A 3,698-nucleotide genomic window follows, 5' to 3' on the forward strand; every position below is an offset into this window, starting at 1 on the left:
GCCGGAAGTGGGGCGAATTATAGACACCTGAAATCTGCCGTCAAGCGTTGATTTGAGTTTTCTGTCATTCAAGGGCCAAACCCAAGAAAAACCGCCCGCTTCTATATAGAAGAGGTCACGCGCACAGAAGAGACAAGGCAAAACAGACGCCGGCGATTGCCAGGCCAAGGAAGAGAAAGAGGAGATATGGTGTCCCAGGGCAGGTTCGAACTGCCAACCTTCCCCTTAGGAGGGGGATGCTCTATCCAATTGAGCTACTGAGACACTGCTGCCAGCGAAGATACGCAAAGCGATGGACGGCCAGCATGTTAACGACCAAGCCAGACTTTGTCATGTCGTCCTTTTGCTTTTTAAGTGTAGGCATACGCCCTCTAAATAGCAGGAAGCCTTAATTACAGCCCCAACCTCAGACCTCCATAAGCATCGCCATGCCGGCAAAGCAGAGCGGAGCTAGCCATTGCCGTAAAAAGCAGACACCCCTGCCCACCATTAATCAAGCTGCCACCCATCCTAAAAATGCCTAAGAACCGCCCTACCTCTAGTAAATCGGCCATTTGCCACTATCCTTGTTAAGGTAAGGACCAGTGACTGAATTCGCTCGTCATGCCGTCAGGTCATTGCACACCTGCTGATGAGCAGAGGACGCGATCAGCAAAGCGGTGCTGGCAACTTCCAACCAGTCCGCATTTCTGACAATTGGTGCTGGCAGAACGCCTTTATCCAGTTCAATATTTGTCACAGAATTGACGCCAATGATCTGGCTGCTTTGAGGCATGATGCGAGCCTCATCAATTCAGGTTGAACATTTGGCTGCAACGCTTGTCCTAACTGACATCCTGCGGCCAATCCCGAGAACCGCTCCCCTGAACTAACCGGTTAAATATATGCGCCCATTGAAACAGGCAATTTATTCCAGCCGTACGGCTGACAAGTTCGTCGTACGTCTGCCAGACGGAATGCGTGAACGCATTGCCGAAGTGGCTCGCAATCATCATCGCAGTATGAACTCTGAAATCATCGCGCGTCTCGAACAGAGCCTGATTCAGGAAGGCGCGCTGGGCGAAGAATTGAGCATGCGCCTGGACAGCCCAGAGCTTTCTTTGCACGAGCGCGAACTGTTGCAGCGCTTCCGCCAGCTTTCCCACCGCCAGCAAAACGCACTCGTTTCGCTGATTGCTCATGACGCCGAGATGGCTGCAGACGCCTCCTGAGTAATCCTGAATATCCAAGCCAGCTTAGCCGCTGGCTTTTTTTTGCCCGGAATTACAGGCATAAAAAACCCGCCAATTGGCGGGTTTCGAGAGAGAAAAACTAAAGCAGGAATATGGTCGCCAACCCGAGGAAAATGAAGAAGCCGCCACTATCGGTCATGGCGGTGATCATTACGCTGGCACCCATCGCCGGATCGCGCCCAAGTCGCACCAGAGTCATCGGAATCAAAACCCCCATCAGCGCTGCAAGGAGCAGGTTCAGCGTCATGGCGGCCGTCATCACCACCCCCAAGGACCAGCTCCCATAGAGCAGATAAGCAACGACACCAATTACCCCACCCCAGATCACGCCATTGATCAGCGCAACAGCCAATTCCTTGCGCATCAGCCGCGAAGTATTGCCGGTACTCACCTGGTCCAACGCCATCGCGCGAACAATCATGGTGATGGTCTGGTTTCCTGAGTTACCACCGATACCCGCCACAATCGGCATCAACGCCGCCAGCGCTACCAGCTTCTCGATAGACCCCTCGAACAGACCGATCACTCGAGACGCAACGAAAGCGGTAATCAGATTCACTGCCAGCCAGGCCCAGCGGTTGCGCAGAGACTTCCAGACTGACGCAAATATGTCTTCTTCTTCGCGCAGACCCGCCATGTTGAGAACTTCGCTTTCGCTCTCTTCACGAATCAGGTCGACCATTTCATCAATGGTCAGTCGGCCAATGAGCTTGCCGTTCTTGTCAACGACAGGCGCTGAAATCAAGTCGTAGCGCTCGAATGCCTGGGCAGCATCATAAGCATCTTCATCCGGATGAAAGCTCACCGGATCGCTGGCCATGACTTCAGAAACCTGCTTGTCCGGATCATTGACCAGCAAGCGCTTGATAGGCAAAACGCCTTTGAGGACGCCGTCGTAATCAACAACAAACAGTTTGTCGGTGTGGCCTGGCAATTCTTTGAGGCGGCGCAGATAACGCAGTACCACTTCGAGGCTGACATCCTCACGGATCGTCACCATCTCGAAGTCCATCAGCGCACCAACCTGCTCCTCATCATAGGAAAGGGCGGACCGTACACGTTCACGCTGCTGGTTATCCAGGGTCTCCATCAGCTCATGGACGACATCTCGCGGCAGCTCGGAAGCCAGGTCAGCAAGTTCGTCAGCATCCATGTCCTTGGCCGCAGCCAGGAGCTCGTGATCGTCCATGTCGGCGATCAGGGTTTCTCGGACCGAATCGGATACTTCGAGGAGAATGTCGCCGTCGCGATCTGCCTTGACCAGCTGCCATAGCGTCAGGCGATCGTCCAGCGGCAGAGCTTCAAGGATATAGGCGACGTCGGCGGAGTGCAGATCATCGAGCTTGCGTTGCAACTCGACGAGATTTTGCCGGTGAACCAGGTTCTCGACCCGGTCGTGATGCGGGCCTTCCTGGCGGTGGGTCAGATCTTCAACCACTCGCTGACGCTGCAACAGCTCAACGACTTGAGCGAGGCGGTCCTGCAAGCTTTCTTGTGTTTTCTTTACTTCAACTTCAGACATAGGCGAACTCCACTCCCAGCAGCGGGGCGCGCCGGAAGGATCAATCAGTCAATTCATGATTGGAAAAACGGGGTATTGAGTAACTACTGGGTAAGTCCATGGAAGTAATCCAAAAGCCCCGGCGGGGCTGACGGGCGCAATCATACACCGCTTGGCGGATTGAAATGTTAAAAAATCGCGGCTGAAACAAGCGCTTGCAAGACAAACTTGAGCACTGTCCTGACCCTTCAATTTACGACGACGCATCCTGAAAAGAAAACACACCACTCGGCCAAAAGGTGACGGCTACGCTTAAAAGAAATCGTCATGGAGGACGCTTGATGCCAGCCTACGCGCGCCGTTTCTTAATGCTCACCCTGCTCTGCCCCGCACCCTGGATCCCCGCCGCAACCATTCATAGATGCGAAGCAAACGACGGCCGCATCACCTTCACCACCCTAAGCTGCGCAGCCAGCGAACGCCGCTCCATACAGGAAGTCCGTACGCACATACCAACCGACGAGCCAATCGCCCTGCTGCCAGGGCCAGAGACTCGCCGCGTCTCTCGAACCAATAACAAAAGGGGCGAACCAACGATTGTTGGAAAGAGCGAAGACGGATGCGGAAATCTGATCAGTGCCAGAGAGCGACGCGAGGCGATCATCAATCAACGGGTTGTCGCCGGCATGAGCCAGCAGGATGTCGAGAGCGCACTCGGCAAGCCAGACAAGATCAGTATTCGCAATTCGAGCACAAGCTATCGCTACGAAACCAAGCGAGGCCGGAGTGCACATATCGAGTTCGATGAAAGAGGATGTACGAAGGGAAAAGCCAAATCCCAGACGGCAAAAAGCCCGCATTAAATGCGGGCTTTCTGTTGTATGGTGCACTCGACAGGATTCGAACCTGTGACCGCTCGGTTCGTAGCCGAGTACTCTATCCAGCTGAGCTACGAGTGCATTTGT

At 54.1% G+C, this 3,698-nt stretch carries 4 protein-coding genes and 2 tRNA genes; 2 read left to right on the top strand and 4 right to left on the bottom strand.

What is annotated here, in order from left to right; genetic code table 11:
• Nucleotides 1-187: 187 nt before the first annotated feature.
• Both D8U73_RS28930 and D8U73_RS29305 read right to left on the bottom strand, forming a co-directional pair.
• Nucleotides 188-264: transfer RNA gene (locus D8U73_RS28930), tRNA-Arg, on the bottom strand.
• Between the two features lie 337 nt (nt 265-601).
• Nucleotides 602-775 carry a hypothetical protein gene (locus D8U73_RS29305; protein ID WP_177336550.1) on the bottom strand — a complete coding sequence of 58 codons (174 nt, stop codon included), beginning with the start codon at nt 773-775 and terminating at the stop codon, nt 602-604.
• 109 nt (nt 776-884) lie between these two features.
• Here D8U73_RS29305 and D8U73_RS28935 point away from each other — a divergent pair, with 109 nt between their 5' ends.
• On the top strand, nt 885-1,211 hold the full coding sequence (locus D8U73_RS28935) for an Arc family DNA-binding protein (RefSeq protein WP_003178899.1): 327 nt from the start codon (nt 885-887) through the stop codon (nt 1,209-1,211).
• Between the two features lie 100 nt (nt 1,212-1,311).
• Here the strand turns inward: D8U73_RS28935 and mgtE are convergent, their stop codons facing one another.
• Complete coding sequence (mgtE, locus tag D8U73_RS28940; RefSeq protein ID WP_056852548.1) at nt 1,312-2,754, bottom strand: magnesium transporter; 1,443 nt, start codon at nt 2,752-2,754, stop codon at nt 1,312-1,314.
• 320 nt (nt 2,755-3,074) lie between these two features.
• On the opposite strand from mgtE, the gene D8U73_RS28945 reads away from it, so the two are divergent.
• Nucleotides 3,075-3,596 carry a cell envelope protein SmpA gene (locus D8U73_RS28945; protein WP_130906388.1) on the top strand — a complete coding sequence of 174 codons (522 nt, stop codon included), beginning with the start codon at nt 3,075-3,077 and terminating at the stop codon, nt 3,594-3,596.
• A gap of 19 nt (nt 3,597-3,615) precedes the next feature.
• Here the strand turns inward: D8U73_RS28945 and D8U73_RS28950 are convergent.
• Nucleotides 3,616-3,692 (bottom strand) — tRNA-Arg (locus D8U73_RS28950).
• Between the last annotated feature and the right edge of the window lie 6 nt (nt 3,693-3,698).

It is taken from the genome of Pseudomonas sp. Sample_22 (genome assembly GCF_004307635.1).
Lineage (GTDB): Bacteria > Pseudomonadota > Gammaproteobacteria > Pseudomonadales > Pseudomonadaceae > Aquipseudomonas.

Bases quoted from the DNA above. Each gene is read 5' to 3' on its own strand.
- D8U73_RS29305 (WP_177336550.1), bottom strand. From the start codon at position 775: ATGCCTCAAAGCAGCCAGATCATTGGCGTCAATTCTGTGACAAATATT.
- D8U73_RS28935 (WP_003178899.1), top strand. From the start codon at position 885: ATGCGCCCATTGAAACAGGCAATTTATTCCAGCCGTACGGCTGACAAG.
- mgtE (WP_056852548.1), bottom strand. From the start codon at position 2,754: ATGTCTGAAGTTGAAGTAAAGAAAACACAAGAAAGCTTGCAGGACCGC.
- D8U73_RS28945 (WP_130906388.1), top strand. From the start codon at position 3,075: ATGCCAGCCTACGCGCGCCGTTTCTTAATGCTCACCCTGCTCTGCCCC.